Raw genomic sequence first — 13447 nt, 5'->3', positions numbered from 1 at the left:
AACGCCGGGAGAGTAACGCGGATCTTTCGGATCTTTCGGGCATTTCGGGTTGTGCGGACACAGGTCCTCCAGGAGGGGGTCCGGGTGGGAGTGGTGGTGGTGCCGCCGGAACGGTCCGGGCGGGCGGGGCCGGCCGCCCGGACCGGGGTTCAGGGGGTGGTGCCGTAGACCGTCCGGCCGTCGAGGTGGACGGTGATCTTCGGCGCATCCGCGAAGGAGGTGTTCGTACCGCGGCTGTAGTCGTCGGCCTCGCTGAAGTTCGACCAGTCGCTCTTGTGGAACCGCAGTTGCGCCTCGCCGCTCGACGCCCCGGGGGAGAGGCTGCCCGCCGTGGCGGTGAAGCCCACCTCCAGGTAGTGGTCGGCGCCGGCCTTCGGGCTGCTCATCGCGACGACCCGGTGCGTGAGCTTCCCGCAGCCGAGCACCGCCCAGTCGCACCAGGTGCTGTACGTCGTGGCGCCGGACCCGCTGCTGAAGTAGTAGCGGACGGTCACCTTGGAGAGATCGACGGCCGAGTCACCGGTGTTGACCAGCTGCAGTCCGGGCTTGATCGAGTTGTCGCCGGCGGACTGGTCGTTGTTCTTGTACTGGACCTTCAGGGCGCCGTCGCCCGTGCCCGCGGGCTGCGTCGTCGCGCTCACCGGGGCGGACTGCGCCGAGACGTTCCCGGCGGCGTCGCGGGCCCGCACCGTGTAGGCGTACGCGGTGGAGGCGGCGAGCCCGCTGTCGGTGAAGGACGTACCGGAGGCCGTCCCCACCTTCGAGCCCCCGCGGAAGACGTCGTACCCGGTGACGCCGGTGTCGTCGGTGGCGGCGTTCCACGCCAAGGAGACGGAGGCCGAGGTGGTGCCGCTCACCCGCAGCTCCGACGGCACACTCGGGGCCCGGGTGTCGACCGCGCCGGTGTCGCCGAGGGCCTCGCGGATCGCGTCCATGACGACGGGCTTGGGCTGCAGATTCCCGTCCCACGGGAGGGCCGAGCCCTCGCCGTCGAAGACGCCGGGGATCCAGGAGTACTTGTCGGTGTAGTCCCAGACCGTGATCCCGACGCACCGGGTGACGGCCAGGCAGGCCTCGGTGACCCGGCGGTAGTAGTCGGCCTGGGTGGCCTCCTTCGCCGAGTCCTTCGGCAACTGCATCCGCACGTCGAGCTCGGTGATGGCCACGTCGAGGCCGAGGTCGGCGAAGCGCTGGATGTTCTGCTGCATCTGGTTCGGGAATCCGTACTGGATCGCCAGATGCGCCTGCAGCCCGACACCGTCGAGCGGCACGCCTGCCGTCTTCAGATCGCGGGCGAGGGCGTAGAGGGCATCGCTCTTCGCGCCGATCCCCTCGACGTTGTAGTCGTTGATGTACAGCTTGGCGTCGGGGTCGGCGGCCCGGGCCGCGCGCAGGGCGTGGGCGATGAAATCCTTGCCCATGGCGTGGTGGAACGGCGAGTCGCGGAAGCTGCCGTCCTCGTTGAAGGGCTCGTTGACGACGTCCCAGGCGAACACCTTGCCGCGGTAGTGGCCGGCGACCTCGGCGATGTGGTTCTCCATGGCGGGGCGCACCTGCGCGGCGGGCAGCTGCCCCACCCAGCCGGGCAACTGGCTGTGCCACACCAAGGTGTGCCCACGAACGCTCTGGCCGTGTGCCCGGGCGAAGTCCACGACCTGGTCACCGCCCGAGAAGCTGAACTGCCCCTGGGTGCGCTCGGTGCTGTCCCACTTCATGGAGTTGCCGGGGGTGATCGGCCCGAACTGGGAGCCCAGGATCTGGGTGTACGGGGCGTCGGACAGTTCCCCGTTGTCGGTCGCCGAGCCGAAGTACCTGCCCTTGGCGTCGGCGAGCTGATGCAGCGTCGGCGGCTCGGCCGCGGACGCCGGCGACGGCGTGAGCCCGATCGCGGCCGCCGCGAGGGCGAGGGTGGCGATCAGGGCGGCGATGCTCCGAGACGCCCGTCTTCGGGCGGGGGTTATGGGCGCCGGCGACATGCTGGTTCCTCTCTCCGAATGCGGGAGGGGGATGCTCGGGTGTCACCGAAGCCCTGCGACGGGGGTCCAACCGGTCACGGCGCTCGGCCTCCTCCTCGCGACTCCGGTGGCAGATAGTGCAAGTCTTGAAGGTGTGGGAGCGCTCCCAAAGTGCTGTAGTGGGGTGCACCTGTCAAGGAGTTGGGTCGAAACTTGCGGAGCAACTGAAGAAAATGACGACAGCTCGGGTTTTGCCTGCCGTGATCTGCCCTGACGGCTGGGCGGCATGAACGAGGTCGACACGGGCAACGACTGCGTGCAGACCTATGCCACCCGGGTCAAGCAGGGCGAAGGGCACCCGTACGACGATATGTCCGCATGGCGGCTCCGCCCTGGAAAGAGAAGTACGGCCGCTCCGCCATGTCCGGCTGGATCAACTCCACTTCCATCCAAGGCGACCGTGGCCTGCACGGTTCCCAAGCCCTGGGTGGCTGAACGCCGGCGGGGGCGCCCTCAGCCGTTGTGCCCGCGCCGGCCGCACATCCCCGAAAGAGAGAGAGTGGCCATGCCCGACAGCATTGAGTGGATCGCCGATGCATGGAACGCCAGGGGCCTGTACATCACCTGCGCTCGTGGCCTCAGCCCGCAGCACCTGGCTGAGCGCATGGCGGATCACGAGCCCGTAGAGGTCCGATCGGCCGTGACCCTCGATGAAGCATCCAGCCTGGTCGACATGACACAGGTCTACTGCGTGGGGCGCATCGGCCAGGCCGGGGACTGGTCGTTCGTCGTGGAGAGCGGAGGCAGCGAAGGCTGGGCTCTGGACCCGAGCGTGTCCCGTGGCGCCGAGATACTGATCTTCGATCCGCGCCCGGACGACCCGCCCGCCTTCTTCAGCTACCACGCCAACGGCGAGGTACAGCTGCACTTCGAACTGGGCGCCGACCACGACCCCGCCGGAGCCCAGCCCGATCTGCTGCGTCCCGACCTCGAAGCCGCCGGAGTCATCCCGCCACAAGACTCGATCGACGACATGCTGGGGGCGGACGAGGAACTGTCGGCACACGCACAACAACGCCAGGTGCTGGCGTTCTGCGGAGCGGCGCCCTGGCTCCTCAGCCCGCCTCAGCGGGCTTGTGTGCAGTCCTGGTAGCAGCCTTCTTCGAGACAAGCCTGGGAGGCATTGCCGGATCCTCAACACCCCCGTCGGGGGCCATTACCAGGGCAGAGAGAAGTGGACTGTCGCTTCCCGAGCGGTCCTCGATCTGTGACAGGAGCTTGAGACGCATTTCCTGGGGGAGGGAGGGAAGTTCTTTCCGCCGGCCAGCAGGAGCCAGTGGGTGGTGCCAGCGGCTTGTGCAACTGCGATCAGCAGCTGGCGCACATCCTGGCTGGGCTGAGGTCGGTCCGTTGTCCGTTGCCCGTTTGGCCTTTGGTGGCCGGGCCGTGTGCTTTTGCTATGCCGGCTTCGACGGCGCACCAGGGCAATTCAGCCTTCTGTCTTCGCCGGACGTCTTCTGGCGTCGCTGCTCCGCCTTCAGGCGAGTATGGCTCTCGCCGTGTGTGTCACCGAGCGGTTGCTGCCCTTCGGTGATCAGACGTTGCAGCCGCTCCCGTGCGTCGGGTGCCAGACCGAGTGCCCGAGGTCCCCCGTCGCCCCTCTCCCTCCACGCGCCGAACCTTCTCGGTGCCAGACCTGCCTGGCGCGATACGCCATGTGCCACCCGTCGGTCGAGCCATCGAAGAGGTGGCCGTCGTCGGTGGAGGTACGGCGGTTCTCCTGCCGCGCACGGTTGAGGGTGCCGTCTGGGACCTCGCGGCCCAGGGAGTGTTGATGCCCCGCAAATCGACCGCGTTCGGGCCGAAGCCCGCGGTTCGAACTCTGCTGCTGGGCCGGGCATCGGGCGGGGCCTGACTGCCGAACTGAGGCGTAAGGAAGGCACACGCCCAGGTCTGTTGTATACCCCCTAGGGGTATGCTACCTTCGCGCTCGGAGATACCCCTACGGGGTACCTGAACAAGGGGATGGAATCATGCCAACGGTCAACCCGAGGCGCTGGTGGGCGCTGCTCGTGCTCGCCACCGCCCAGTTCATGGTGATCATGGATACCAGCATCATCGGAGTGGCCCTTCCCGAGATGCGGCGTGAACTCGGCTTCTCGCAGGGCGAGTTGCAGTGGGTCTTCAATGCCTATGTCATCGCCTTCGGTGGTCTCCTGCTGCTCGGCGGCCGACTCTCCGACCTCCTGGGCGCCCGCAAGGTGTTCAACACGGGGTGGGTCGTCCTGATGGCGGGCTCCGTCGTCGCCGCGGCCGCGCAGACCGCCTGGGTCGAGGTCGTGGGTCGCGCGGTGCAGGGCGTGGGCGGCGCGCTGATCGCACCTGCCGCCATGACGCTGCTGATGGTTCTCTTCGCCCATGACGCGAAGGAACTGGGCAAGGCGATGGCGCTCTATGGCGCTGCGGCCCCCGCCGGCGGCACGGCGGGAGTGTTCCTGGGCGGTGTGTTCACCGAGTGGCTCAGCTGGCCATGGATCTTCATCATCTACGTCCCGATCGGCGTCGCCACCCTCGCGGCAACCAAACTGCTGCCCGCCGTCGAGCCCCGCCGGGGCCGAGTGGACGTGATCGGTGCCGCATCCGTCACCGCAGGTCTCGCTCTCGCCGTCTTCGCCATCGTCCGTGCGGAGGACGTCGGCTGGGGGTCCAGCGCCACTGTTCTCCAGCTCGTGGGCGCCGCCGCTCTACTGGTCCTGTTCTTCGTCATCCAGAAGTCTGTGGGTCAGCCGCTGATGCCGCTCGGCATCTGGCGGGTGCCGCGCCTCGGGTCCGCCAACCTCGCGATGGCGCTGCTCGGTGCCGCATGGATCCCGATGTGGTACTTCCTCAACCTGTATCTGCAGCAGGTGCTCGGCTACGGGGCATTCGCCTCCGGCGCGGCGCTGCTTCCGATGACTGTGCTCCTGATGATCTTCATGACGGCGATCACCGCGAAGCTGCTCGCGAAGTTCGGCGCCAAGCGGCTGATCGGTGGCGGATTGCTTGTCCTTGCGGCAGGTCTGCTGTGGCTGTCGGCCGTCGGGCCGACCGGTTCGTTCGCGGTCGACGTTCTGCCCGCCTCGCTGGTCGCGGCCCTCGGCATGTCGCTGGCGTACATCCCGGCGATGATGGCTGCCATGTCCGGCGCCCCGCAGGAGCAGGCGGGCCTGGCCTCCGGGATCGTGAACACCACCTACCAGGTCGGCTCGGCCCTCGGCCTGGCAGCCCTGACCGCTCTTGCCGCGTCGCAGGGCGCGGGACAGTTGGACAACCTGCCGGCGCTCACCGACGGCTTCAGCGCCGCGTTCCTGGGCGCTGCCGCAATCGCTGCGACAGGGGGCCTCGCCACGCTCCTCCTGATGCGTGGCGACAAGGCTGCGGCCACCGTGCAGCAGGCCGACGCACCACAGTCCAGGGGTGAGCAGATCGGCGTGTAGCCGGTGGGCTGCCTGTCGGCCGCACGCGACACTCTTCACAGGGGCCACTCGATGTCTCACCGGACATTGAGGCGGCCCCTTTCTGCTGTCGAATGCACAGCCGAGTTGGTCGCCGGTCACGTACTCAAGTGACAGGACTCGGCAGTCGCACGGCATTCCGACCTCGGCAGCTGCGCGTCCGTCGTCCCGGCTGCGGCAAGAGGCGGGGCTGGTGAAGTTGACGCGAGGAGCGCGGTGTTGTTCGGGGTGCGCTGAGAGTCGGCGAGGATGCTGTCAATGGTGAGGGCGCCTTCGGAGGGGTTGGGATCGCGGCAGGCGCATGCCGCCGTGTCGCCCTGTGTGTTCCTGCTCTGACTGGATCGCTCACCAGTGGCTGGGGGGTTGCCTTCGCTCGGTGAACCGCCCATCTTCCCGGGGTGACGTGGTGACGACGCCGTGATGGAGGACCTGGAGCGCCCATCAGTGCCGGCCTGGCTGCTGCGGCAGGCCCGGCCGTGGCGGGCGTTCATCTGGCACAAGAGGCAGTAGCACTCGGGCATTTACTCACGGGGTCCTGGCCGGGTGGGCCGTCACTACCGATACGGCGTCGAGCGCACGAGGCGGGCGATGACGTTCTGCTCGACGTGCTCGTCTTTCCCCTGGTGCGGACGCGTGCGCCCGCATGCGCGCGGGCGGTGCCGGTTTCCCTCTCGTGCGTCGGCAGGTGCGCTGACCCGTTCACGCCGCCCGGCTGTGGCATCCACTGCCCGGGCAGACGTGTTGACGCGCCGGCGCCACGGGTCGGCAGGCGGGTGGCCCCACGTGATCCACGTGATGGATCTCGGCGAGCTCGTCACGAGATTTCCACCACGGAGGCTCGCCATATACCCCCCGGGGGTATATGGTTCTGATCGTTGGACGGAGCGGAACGGTGCCGGAAGGCGCCATACACCCTGGGAGACGTCATGACGAACCACGCGGACCACGGCCAGACCGACCACAGCGCACACGGCGGCCACGGTGGTCACGCCGACCACAGTGCTCACGGCGCTCATGGCGGAGCTCAGCCCGGCGGCCTCTCGGTCTCGGCGAACGGCTACACCGTCGAGCTCGACTCGACGATCCGCACCGCCGGTGTGCAGCAGGTCAGCTTCCGGGTGATCGGCCCCGACGGGTGGCCAGTGACCGAGTTCGTGCCCGAGCACGAGAAGGAGCTGCACTTCATCGCCGTACGGCGCGACACGGCCGGGTTCCAGCATGTGCACCCGGTGCGGGACGAGAAGGGAACCTGGAGCGTCGAGCTCGCCCTGGAGCCGGGGGACTGGAGGTTCTTCGCCGACATCCACCCGGCAGGACACGACGGGACCATGACGCTGGGGATCGACGCGGCGGTCGCCGGGCACTACGACCCCCGGCCGCTCCCCGAGGCCACCGGGATCGCACGGATCGGCGCCTACACCGTCGCGCTCGACGGCAAGCTCCTGCCCGGCGAGGCAAGCGAGCTGACCCTCACCGTCAGCAAGGACGGCCGCCCCGTCACCGATCTCCAGCCCTACCTGGCCGCGTACGGGCACCTGGTGGCCCTGCGCGTCGGCGACCTGGGCTACCTCCACGTCCACCCGGAGGGCGAGCCCGGCGACGGCGTCACCGCGCCGGGCCCCGACATCGCCTTCATGGCGGTTGCGCCCACGGCGGGCACCTACCGCCTGTTCCTGGACTTCCAGCACGGCGGCGTCGTCCGGACGGCCGAGTTCACGGTGCGGACCGGCGAGGCGGCGCCCGAACACGGGACCCACGACGACCACGTGCACCACGCACACCAGGGCCACCACGCCCACCACTGACCGACCACGTCGATCACTACTGACCGACCACCACTGGTCGACCACACCGGAAGGAGCGTCATGCCCCGCTTGACGCGACTCACGCCTGACACGGCGGTCGGCGCCTCGCGCGACCTCCTCGCGGACCTGGTCTCCCGCCATGGCCAGATCGGCGACATGGTCTCCACGATGGCGCACTCGCCGGCCGTACTGGGCGGCTACCTCCAGCTCAGCAGGGCCATGGGACGAGCCAAGCTCGACCGCAGGATCAGCGAACGGATCTCCATCGCCGTCCAGGCCCTGCAGGGTTGCGGGCTCTGCCTCGCAGCGCACGTGAGTGCCGCCCGCGCCCTGGACGTCGACGAGGAGGAGATCGAGCGGGCCCACGCGGGCACCTCGGCCGATCCCGCCGCTGCGGCGATCCTCACCCTCGCCCTCCAGGTCTACCGCGAGCCGACGTCGATCACCGACGAACAGGTCACCGCACTGCGCGAGCACGGCTACAGCGACCGCGCGATCGCCGATGTGCCCGGCGTCGTCGCGCTCAACATCCTCACCGGCGCCTTCAACCTCCTCGCGGGCCTCACCCACGGAGGCGACACCGATGCCTAGCCAAGACACCCCCGCCTGTACGCGCGGGGCACGGCCTCCGCCCCGGGGCCGTGCCCCACCGCATGGACACGGAAGGAACCCGTCATGCGACTGTTCGCCATCCGCGACTACCGCCACCTGTTCGGCGCCCAGGTCATCGCCCTGTTCGGCACCGGACTGACCACCGTGGCCCTCGGACTCCTCGCCTACGACCTCGCGGGACCGCGCGCCGGCCTCGTCCTCGGCACCGCCCTCACCATCAAGATGGTCATGTACGTGGTCATCGCCCCGCCGGCCGCCGCGTACGCCGACCGGCTCCCCCGAAGAACCCTCCTGGTCCTCCTCGACGTGATCCGCGGCGCGGTGGTCCTCGCGCTGCCGCTGGTCACCGAGGTCTGGCACATCTACGTACTGATCGGCCTGCTCCAGGCCGGATCCGCGGCCTTCACCCCGACCTTCCAGGCCGTCATCCCCGACATCGTCACCGACGAGTCCGCCTACACGCGGGCCCTGTCCGCCTCCCAGGTCGCCTCCACCATGGAGAGCCTGCTCAGCCCCGTACTCGCCGCCGTCGCCCTCACCCTCATGAGCTTCGACCGGCTGTTCCTCGGCACCTCCGTCGCCTACCTCGTCTCCGCCCTGCTCGTCCTGTCGACGCGCATCCCGGACGCCCGCCCCAGCACCCACACCAAGGCCTGGGACAAGGTGGCATCCGGCATCAGGACCTTCCTCAGGACCCCGCGGCTGCGCGGCGTCATGGCGCTCAACCTGGTGGTCGCGGCGGCCGGATCGATCGTCGTCGTCAACACCGTCAACCACGTCCGCGACGAGCTCGGCGGTACGCAGTCCGACGTCGCCTGGATGTTCGCCGCCTCCGGCACCGGAACCCTCGTCGCCGCCCTCGCACTGCCCCGCGTCCTCGACCGGATCGCCGCCCGCACCGTCATGATGACCGGCGCCGCGGTCCTCGTCGGCGCCACGACCGCCGCGGTGACGCTCATCGCGACCGGCCTGGCCACCTGGACCGCCACGGCGATCATCTGGACCGTGACCGGCGTCGGCATGGCACTGATCATCACGCCGACCGGCAAGGTCCTGCGCGCCTCCGCCGCACGCAACGCGATTCCCGAGGCATTCGCGGCCCAGTTCTCCCTCTCCCACCTGGCCTGGCTGATCACCTACCCCGTCGCGGGCCGGCTCGGCACGAACGCGGGCCTCACCACTGCCTGGTCCGTCCTCGCGGTCCTCGCCGCGGCCGGAGCGACCGGCGCCCACCTCCTGTGGCCGCGCCACGACGGTCAAGGAGCCACGACCAGCCCGGTGATGCCCACCCGGCATGCGGCAAGCACGGACCGGTCCACCCTGTCCAAGGCCGCGTGAAGCGCCATACTGCCGGCGCCCTGCACGGCACGCGCTGCTGGCCGGACACAGAGAAGACCGTGGCCGCCGTCCCGCTTCGCGCGGGTGGCGGCCACGGCCTTCTCGTGCGAGATCGAACGGGAAATGGACATAACGGTAGGGCGATTAGCTATGGACATCCGATGGGGAGGGAACGGAAACCGAAGACCAGGGCGATGCCTGTGGACAATACGATGCGGAACTTACAGCAGCATCACAAAGCGCCCCCGCCGTCATTCCGAGCGGGCGCAAATGACAGTGCGTTGCCCGATTGGCACTCACGCAACCGTGCGCCATCACCGTCGCCACCGCCAAGACCTACCTGACCCGCCTGAGTGCACAGGTTGACCAAGGTTCTGGCTCACCGCCGACTGCCACCGGGGGCCAGCAGACTGGTCAGCACTCGGAGCTCTACAGAAATCGAACAGTGCGTGGCTTGAGGCAGCACGGGCCCCTGCCGAGAATTCAGCAGGGGCCCACAGCGCAGAGAGCTGCGGAGGGCCGGCACCTGTCCTCGATGAGCGGCATGCCGACCGACCTCAGCTACCGCACGCTGTAGATTCGACGGCCCGGCCTCACTTCAGGTGCCGGGCAAGAAATCGGCCCGCTTCGTCGCCTGCGGACTGCGGGACGCCGGTGTGCCCGCCCATGTTGGCGTGCAGGGTCTTCTCCTTGGAGCCGAAGGAGTCGAACAGGTCCAGGGCTGCCTGCCGGTCGTTCCCTTCGTCGTCCCACTGCAGCAGGACGTGCAGCGGAATGGTGACCTGGCGGGCCTCCTCGAACATGGCCCGGGGGACGAAACTCCCGGCGAACAGAACGGCGGCCGAGATCCGCGGCTCGACCACCGCCAGCCGGGTCCCGATGGAGATCACTCCCCCCGAGTACCCGACCGGGCCGCCGATCTCAGGCAGCGACAGGAGGGCGTCCAGGGCGGCCTGCCATTCCGGAACCGCCTTGTCGACCAGCGGGAGGATGAGGGCGTCGATGATCTCGTCGCTGACCGGCTCGCCGGCCTCCATCGCCCGGCGCAGGTCAGCGCGGGCTTCCTCGGCGGCGGGCCAACGGGGCCGGTCGCCGCTTCCGGGGAGCTCGATGGTGGCCGTGGCGAAGCCGACCGCTGAGCAGGCCCGGGCTCGGGGCACCAGTCGGGGGTACATCTTGTGCAGTCCGAGCGGGGGGTGGCCGAGCAGGATCAGCGGCGCCGGTACGGATGCGGATGCGGGCGTCCACAGGATGCCGGGGATCTCACCGAGGGTGAATTCGCGTTCGAGGACGCCGTCGTCGACGCGTTTTTCGGAAGTGAAGTGAAGGGCCATGGTCGTGCCTTTCGGGAGTGCGCTTGAACGGCGCTCCCGGACGACCTATCGCCCGACCGTGACCCCGGAGGGGAGCACCCATGTCGATACTGCGTTCACGGGTACCACCTCCTCGATCTCTCGCACGGCCGCCGGAAACGTAGCAGTGGTCGTCCTCGTCCGCCAACGGGTTTCTGCGGAGTCTCCGTGGCGGTTTCCAGCAGCCGACCGATCTGCGGCACGCCCAGGGAGGCCGAGTTGCATCCGGTCGCGCAGACCTGGTGTGGTCCGGCCGGCGGCGTCGACGAAGGAGTGGCAGGCGGTGACCGGGTGCAGGAACTGTGAATTCTGGCGTGTGGGTGGGGAGTTGGGTGGGTAGGAACGGCATCTTCGAGCAGCTCAACGCCCTGCTGCGGCGCCGGGTGCGCGAGGGCGAGGGCCGCACACCGGAGCCGACTGCGATGGTGCTCGACGCGCAGAGCGTCAAGACCTCCACCAACATGCCCGGCACGGAACAGGGCGTTGACGACTCCACAGCCGGTGAGGCCCGGCTCAACCGGATCGCGGCGACCCACCCCACCCTCCGCAAGGGCTGGGCAGACCGCAGCTATCGCGAATGCCTCGTCGACCACGCGGCCCGCCTCGGCGTAGACCTCGGCATCGTCCGCCGCACCCCGGCACCCGCCGGTTCAGCGTGCTCCCGCGCAGGTGGGCGGTGGAAAGAACGCTCGGCCGGCTGATGTTCCACCGCCGTCTGACCTGCGACTACATGGCCCTACCGACCCGCTCCGCCGCCATGATCTATCTCGCGATAGTCGCCCTGATGGCCCGCCGGCTCACCATAGAATCCACCCCGACCTGGCGAGACTCTGATACCTCGACAAAGCCCCGACCCGGGACGAAACATTGGGAGAAAACGCCCTCTGAATCCGGCAGTAGATGTCAATGCCGTGTCCGGTGGTGACCGCGTCGATGAGGGCCTGGAGTTCGGTGGGACGGTCCTTGTCCGTCCGGCTCACCACCGGATGGGGGTAGTGGCAGGGGTTAGCCAGGAACGGGCGGCCCGTAACGCCTTTGGCCAGCAGGGCGGTTGGGCCAGTAGGGCACGGTTGGGTTCCCTCTCTGCGTGGGGTGCGTCAGGGAGGGGCAGGTCTGGAACTTGTAGGCGATGGCGCGATCATCACCTCACGGTGATCCCGTCAGCGCCACCCCGCTTCGGTCACCGGTCCGGAAGCAATGGCTCGATCCGTGCCTCCTGCGCGTCAGCCAATGGCACACCCGTACCCACGACTGACCGATCCCATTACCGTCGCGGCGTCTGTGACGAGGTCTGGCTCAGCGGGGTCGCTTGTGCGAGGTGCGGGCGCGGCGGCGGCGCGCGGGGAACCTGCCGCGGCCCCCATTGCGATGGTCGTGCCGATCGGCCGGGGAGACCGCCGGGGGTGGCTGATGAGGCGGCGCGTCCCCAACCTTGGGTGTGCCGGGGGTGAGACTCCCGGGCAGTGTGCGGCTGTAGGTGCGCAAGGCGATCCTTTCGGCGTGCTGTGCGTTGAGGCGGTGGGTCACGTATGCATGGGCGGCGATCAGGAGCAGGAAGGCGGTTGCCGTGAGTGCGGTGTCGACGCTGGTCACCGCCCTACGGCCGTGGGGCGGGTGCGGGTGACGGTCGCGCCGCCCTCGCACTCCCACGCCTCCTGTGCGCTCAGTGGGAGGTCGTCGTGCGTGGCGTCGAGGTGGCGTGCGATCTCGGCGGCGACGAGAGCAGTGGCGGTCAGCGGAGGTCCGTTCGGGTCGCCGGCGGCGGCCATGAGTCGCGTGGCGCTCGCGGAATCCGTTTCGGGCGGGATCACCAAGAGGTCCCAGCGGCCGGTCCCATAAGAGAGCAACAGCACTTTGTGCGGGTCCAGTTCGGGGGTGAACCAACCGATCTTGAGTACGTGGTCGTGGAGGGTCACCTTGCGAGGGACGACGGGCCAGAGCATCGGGTTGACGGCGATGCGGGTGATGCGGCCCCACAGGGGGTCGAGTACGTCCGCCAGAGCGGGAAGTTCGGCGGTCAGGTCGCGCGAACGGGGCCACCAGGCGCCGTCGAGCAGCCCGCGGCCTGTCGGGGACCGCAGGGCCACCCGGGCGGCGGGAGGCACAGGGGGGCGGGTGATGCGGGTGAGTGTGGTGGTCGCAGTCATGACGCGAACCCGTCTTCGGAGCGACACGGTGGTCGTCCCCGTTGCCGTTGTTCACCGAGGACGAGACCCGCGTGGATGCCGGAGTACGAAGTGCCCCTGGTACATCCACCGTACTCCTGCGCTGGAGGCCGGTGGCCGATCCGGCGCCGCCAGTCTCGTCCAGGATGCGCATAGGGCATCAACGAGTTCCGCCCCGGCAACTCCTTGGTGATCGGCAAGTTCTAGGGGGCCGTGGTCGTAAGGGCCGGTCAGGACGGACCGCGTACGACGGAAAGCGCCCGGCTTACTGGCTCTAACAAAAGCTGCTGATCATGAGACTGACGGCTCGTCTGTACGTAGGTGTGGGTATGGGAATCCGTCAGTCGCGGCCGTGGATCGTGTCGGACGAACTGTGGTCGCTGATCAGGCCGTTGCTGCCGAAGCCAGGTCCGAAGAAGGTAGAAGGCAGACCGCGGGTGCCGGACCGGCAGGCGTTGTGCGGGATCTTGTTCGTTCTCTACACCGGTATCCAATGGGAGTACCTGCCGCAGGAGCTGGGATTCGGCTCGGGCATGACCTGCTGGCGGCGACTGGCCGCCTGGAACGAGGCCGGCGTCTGGGACCAGCTACACGTCGCGCTGCTGAAGAAGCTGCGGTCGGCCGACCAGCTGGACTGGTCGCGGGCGGTGATCGATTCCTCGCACGTGCGGGCTGCTCGGCGAGGCCCAAAAGTGGGCCCAGCCCGGTCGACCGTGCGCGGCCGGG

At 68.9% G+C, this 13447-nt stretch carries 9 protein-coding genes and 1 pseudogene; 7 read left to right on the top strand and 3 right to left on the bottom strand.

All coding sequences use genetic code 11. The annotated features are described in order from the left end of the window. Positions 1 to 149: 149 nt before the first annotated feature. Positions 150 to 1976, bottom strand: a complete 1827-nt coding sequence (locus tag AB0H82_RS07020; RefSeq protein ID WP_362989684.1) for an endo-1,4-beta-xylanase — start codon at positions 1974 to 1976, stop codon at positions 150 to 152. Positions 1977 to 2520: 544 nt separating this feature from the next. Between AB0H82_RS07020 and AB0H82_RS07015 the strand changes: the two genes are divergently transcribed. The 5 genes from AB0H82_RS07015 (at position 2521) to AB0H82_RS06995 (ending at position 9204) form a co-directional block, all read left to right on the top strand. Further along, a complete protein-coding gene (locus AB0H82_RS07015; protein ID WP_362989682.1) occupies positions 2521 to 3108 on the top strand; it encodes a DUF6461 domain-containing protein in 588 nt (195 codons plus the stop codon). 880 nt (positions 3109 to 3988) lie between these two features. Next, the gene (locus tag AB0H82_RS07010; protein ID WP_362989680.1) at positions 3989 to 5431 is read left to right on the top strand and encodes an MFS transporter; all 1443 of its coding nucleotides are present in this window, start codon (positions 3989 to 3991) and stop codon (positions 5429 to 5431) included. A 944-nt stretch (positions 5432 to 6375) separates the two neighbouring features. Then, entirely contained in the window at positions 6376 to 7254 is an 879-nt protein-coding gene (locus AB0H82_RS07005) for a hypothetical protein (protein ID WP_362989678.1), read from the top strand. A gap of 60 nt (positions 7255 to 7314) precedes the next feature. Continuing rightward, a complete protein-coding gene (locus AB0H82_RS07000; RefSeq protein ID WP_362989676.1) occupies positions 7315 to 7845 on the top strand; it encodes a carboxymuconolactone decarboxylase family protein in 531 nt (176 codons plus the stop codon). A gap of 84 nt (positions 7846 to 7929) precedes the next feature. After that, positions 7930 to 9204: an MFS transporter gene (locus tag AB0H82_RS06995; protein ID WP_362989674.1), complete on the top strand. Its 1275-nt coding sequence runs from the start codon at positions 7930 to 7932 to the stop codon at positions 9202 to 9204. A gap of 593 nt (positions 9205 to 9797) precedes the next feature. On the opposite strand, the gene AB0H82_RS06990 is transcribed toward AB0H82_RS06995, so the two are convergent. Further along, on the bottom strand, positions 9798 to 10538 hold the full coding sequence (locus tag AB0H82_RS06990) for an alpha/beta hydrolase (protein WP_362989672.1): 741 nt from the start codon (positions 10536 to 10538) through the stop codon (positions 9798 to 9800). A 350-nt stretch (positions 10539 to 10888) separates the two neighbouring features. Between AB0H82_RS06990 and AB0H82_RS06985 the strand changes: the two genes are divergently transcribed. Beyond that, entirely contained in the window at positions 10889 to 11257 is a 369-nt protein-coding gene (locus AB0H82_RS06985) for a hypothetical protein (RefSeq protein ID WP_362989670.1), read from the top strand. Between the two features lie 888 nt (positions 11258 to 12145). On the opposite strand, the gene AB0H82_RS06980 is transcribed toward AB0H82_RS06985, so the two are convergent. Further along, positions 12146 to 12703 carry a DUF5994 family protein gene (locus AB0H82_RS06980; RefSeq protein ID WP_362989668.1) on the bottom strand — a complete coding sequence of 186 codons (558 nt, stop codon included), beginning with the start codon at positions 12701 to 12703 and terminating at the stop codon, positions 12146 to 12148. A 347-nt stretch (positions 12704 to 13050) separates the two neighbouring features. Between AB0H82_RS06980 and AB0H82_RS06975 the strand changes: the two are divergent. After that, a pseudogene (locus AB0H82_RS06975) lies at positions 13051 to 13447 on the top strand (IS5 family transposase); the annotation flags it as partial.

Origin of the sequence: Streptomyces sp. NPDC050732 (assembly GCF_040654255.1) — a bacterium.
GTDB lineage: Bacteria > Actinomycetota > Actinomycetes > Streptomycetales > Streptomycetaceae > Streptomyces.
The sequence above is the reverse complement of the archived record's forward strand: the minus strand, read 5'-3'. Positions and strand labels throughout refer to the sequence as shown.

Coding starts and splice junctions, on each gene's coding strand:
- AB0H82_RS06995 (WP_362989674.1), top strand. CDS start 7,930: ATGCGACTGTTCGCCATCCGCGACTACCGCCACCTGTTCGGCGCCCAG.
- AB0H82_RS07015 (WP_362989682.1), top strand. CDS start 2,521: ATGCCCGACAGCATTGAGTGGATCGCCGATGCATGGAACGCCAGGGGC.
- AB0H82_RS06980 (WP_362989668.1), bottom strand. CDS start 12,703: ATGACTGCGACCACCACACTCACCCGCATCACCCGCCCCCCTGTGCCT.
- AB0H82_RS07000 (WP_362989676.1), top strand. CDS start 7,315: ATGCCCCGCTTGACGCGACTCACGCCTGACACGGCGGTCGGCGCCTCG.
- AB0H82_RS07020 (WP_362989684.1), bottom strand. CDS start 1,976: ATGTCGCCGGCGCCCATAACCCCCGCCCGAAGACGGGCGTCTCGGAGC.
- AB0H82_RS07005 (WP_362989678.1), top strand. CDS start 6,376: ATGACGAACCACGCGGACCACGGCCAGACCGACCACAGCGCACACGGC.
- AB0H82_RS07010 (WP_362989680.1), top strand. CDS start 3,989: ATGCCAACGGTCAACCCGAGGCGCTGGTGGGCGCTGCTCGTGCTCGCC.
- AB0H82_RS06990 (WP_362989672.1), bottom strand. CDS start 10,538: ATGGCCCTTCACTTCACTTCCGAAAAACGCGTCGACGACGGCGTCCTC.